Source organism: Fructilactobacillus florum 8D (assembly GCF_000512295.1).
Classification (GTDB): Bacteria; Bacillota; Bacilli; order Lactobacillales; family Lactobacillaceae; genus Fructilactobacillus; species Fructilactobacillus florum.
Genome location: NZ_ALXG01000009.1, coordinates 1 through 3,268 on the forward strand (window position 1 = coordinate 1; position 3,268 = coordinate 3,268).

The window sequence follows — 3,268 nt, forward strand, 5'->3', positions numbered from 1 at the left end:
TCAAACTTGGTTCTTTGAAAACTAGATAATATTATTTTCTGTAGAATTATATTGTAAATATAATTTCAACCGAGAAACAACAACCACTGTGATAAATGAGTGTTTAATAAGTTTAATCGCAAAGCTCATTAATTAATCGTCCGCAGGACGATTGGTTAAGTTAGAAAGGGCGCATGGTGAATGCCTTGGTACTAGGAGCCGATGAAGGACGGAACTAACACCGATATGCTTCGGGGAGCTGTACGTAAGCTTTGATCCGGAGATTTCCGAATGAGGAAACTCGACCAGTGTGATGACTGGTGACTAATTAGTGAATACATAGCTAATTAGAGGCAGACGCGGGGAACTGAAACATCTCAGTACCCGCAGGAAGAGAAAGAAACTTCGATTCCCTCAGTAGCGGCGAGCGAACGGGGAACAGCCCAAACCGAACCCTTGCGGTTCGGGGTTGTAGGACTGAACATTTGAGTTACAAAAGTTGGCAATAGCTAAAGCAGTTGGGAAGCTGCACCAGAGAGAGTGATAGTCTCGTCAGCGAAATTGCCAGCCCTCAGTTCAGGATCCTGAGTACGGCGCCACACGTGAAACGGCGTCGGAATCCGGGAGGACCATCTCCCAAGGCTAAATACTCCCTAGTGACCGATAGTGAACCAGTACCGTGAGGGAAAGGTGAAAAGCACCCCGGAAGGGGAGTGAAATAGTTCCTGCAACCATGTGCCTACAAGCAGTTAGAGCCCGTTAAGGGGTGATAGCGTGCCTCTTGTAGAATGAACCGGCGAGTTACAGTTACATGCAAGGTTAAGCCGAAAAAGCGGAGCCGTAGCGAAAGCAAGTCTGAAACGGGCGTTTCTAGTATGTAGCCGTAGACCCGAAACCAGGTGATCTATCCATGTCCAGGATGAAAGTGCGGTAATACGCACCGGAGGTCCGAACCCGTGTACGTTGAAAAGTGCTGGGATGAGGTGTGGATAGCGGTGAAATTCCAAACGAACTTGGAGATAGCTGGTTCTCTCCGAAATAGCTTTAGGGCTAGCCTCGGAATTAGAATCATGGAGGTAGAGCCACTGTTTGGGCGAGGGGTCCGTCTTGGATTACTGAGTTCAGATAAACTCCGAATACCATTGATTTATGTCCGGGAGTCAGACGATGAGTGATAAGATCCATCGTCGAAAGGGGAACAGCCCAGACCGCCAGTTAAGGTCCCTAAATATATGCTAAGTGGAAAAGGAAGTGGAGTTGCCCAGACAACTAGGATGTTGGCTCAGAAGCAGCCACCATTTAAAGAGTGCGTAATAGCTCACTAGTCGAGTGATTCTGCGCCGAAAATTTACCGGGGCTAAGCATATTACCGAGACTGCGGACGCAACTACGTTGCGTGATAGGAGAGCGTTCTAAGGGCAATGAAGGCAGACCGGAAGGACTGCTGGAGCGCTTAGAAGTGAGAATGCCGGTATGAGTAGCGAAAGATCAGTGAGAATCTGATCCACCGAATGACTAAGGTTTCCTGGGGAAGGCTCGTCCGCCCAGGGTTAGTCGGGACCTAAGCCGAGGCTGAGAAGCGTAGGCGATGGATAACAGGTTGAGATTCCTGTACTAGTTGTTTATGTTACAGCGATGGAGGGACGCAGAAGGCTAAGTCGAGCATACGATTGGAAGAGTATGTTCAAAGCGTAAGTCAGGTTAGCAGTCAAATGCTGGTAATCGGGTTGACAAGCGCTGATGAGGATCGAAATTTAAGTAGAGAAGCGACTGATGTCACGCTGCCGAGAAAAGCTTCTAGTTAGTAAACAACTACCCGTACCGCAAACCGACACAGGTAGTCGAGGAGAGTATCCTCAGGTGAGCGAGCGAACTCTCGTTAAGGAACTCGGCAAAATGACCCCGTAACTTCGGGAGAAGGGGTGCTGGCCTACGGGCCAGCCGCAGTGAAGAGACTCAAACGACTGTTTATCAAAAACACAGGTTTATGCAAAATCGTAAGATGACGTATATGGGCTGACGCCTGCCCGGTGCTGGAAGGTTAAGTGAACAGGTTAGCTTCGGCGAAGCCTTGCAATGAAGCCCCAGTAAACGGCGGCCGTAACTATAACGGTCCTAAGGTAGCGAAATTCCTTGTCGGGTAAGTTCCGACCCGCACGAAAGGCGTAACGATTTGAGTACTGTCTCAACGAGAGACTCGGTGAAATTAAGATACCTGTGAAGAAGCAGGTTACCCGCGACAGGACGGAAAGACCCCATGGAGCTTTACTGTAGCTTGATATTGGGTGTTTAGATAGCTTGTACAGGATAGGTAGGAGCCGTGGAAACCGGAACGCTAGTTTCGGTGGAGGCAATGGTGGGATACTACCCTGGCTATGTGAACACTCTAACCCTGAGCACTAATCGTGCTCGGAGACAGTGTCTGGTTGGCAGTTTGACTGGGGCGGTCGCCTCCTAAATAGTAACGGAGGCGCTCAAAGGTTTGCTTAGAATGGTTGGAAATCATTCTGTAAGTGTAAAGGCAAAAGCAAGCTTGACTGCGAGACCAACGAGTCGAGCAGGGACGAAAGTCGGACTTAGTGATCCGGTGGTACCACATGGAAGGGCCATCGCTCAACGGATAAAAGCTACCCTGGGGATAACAGGCTTATCTCCCCCAAGAGTTCACATCGACGGGGAGGTTTGGCACCTCGATGTCGGCTCATCGCATCCTGGGGCTGTAGTTGGTCCCAAGGGTTGGGCTGTTCGCCCATTAAAGCGGTACGCGAGCTGGGTTCAGAACGTCGTGAGACAGTTCGGTCCCTATCCGTCGCGGGCGCAGGAAATTTGCGAGGAGCTGTCCCTAGTACGAGAGGACCGGGATGGACATACCGCTGGTGTATCAGTTGCGCCGCCCGGCGCATTGCTGAGTAGCTATGTATGGATGAGATAAACGCTGAAAGCATCTAAGTGTGAAACTCGCCTCAAGATGAGATTTCCCATTCCAATTTGGAAGTAAGACTCCTGAAAGATGATCAGGTCGATAGGTTAGCAGTGGAAGCGTAGTGATATGCGAAGCGGACTAATACTAATCAGTCGAGGACTTAACCAAGTAGTAAGGTGGTTAATGGTAATCGGACGGAAAACAAATATTATCTAGTTTTGAGCGAACGAAGGTCGCTCAAGTAATGAGTGTGGTGGCGATAGCCTGAAGGATCCACCTGTTCCCATGCCGAACACAGTAGTTAAGCTTCAGTACGCCAAAAGTAGTTGGGGGATCGCCCCCTGCGAGGATAGGAAGTTGCCACGC

General features: G+C 49.6%; 2 rRNA genes. Both read left to right on the plus strand.

The features are described from left to right. Window positions 1-153 precede the first annotated feature (153 nt). Window positions 154-3,070, plus strand: a 23S ribosomal RNA gene (locus B808_RS00475). 81 nt (window positions 3,071-3,151) lie between these two features. Next, a 5S ribosomal RNA gene (gene rrf, locus B808_RS00480) occupies window positions 3,152-3,268 on the plus strand.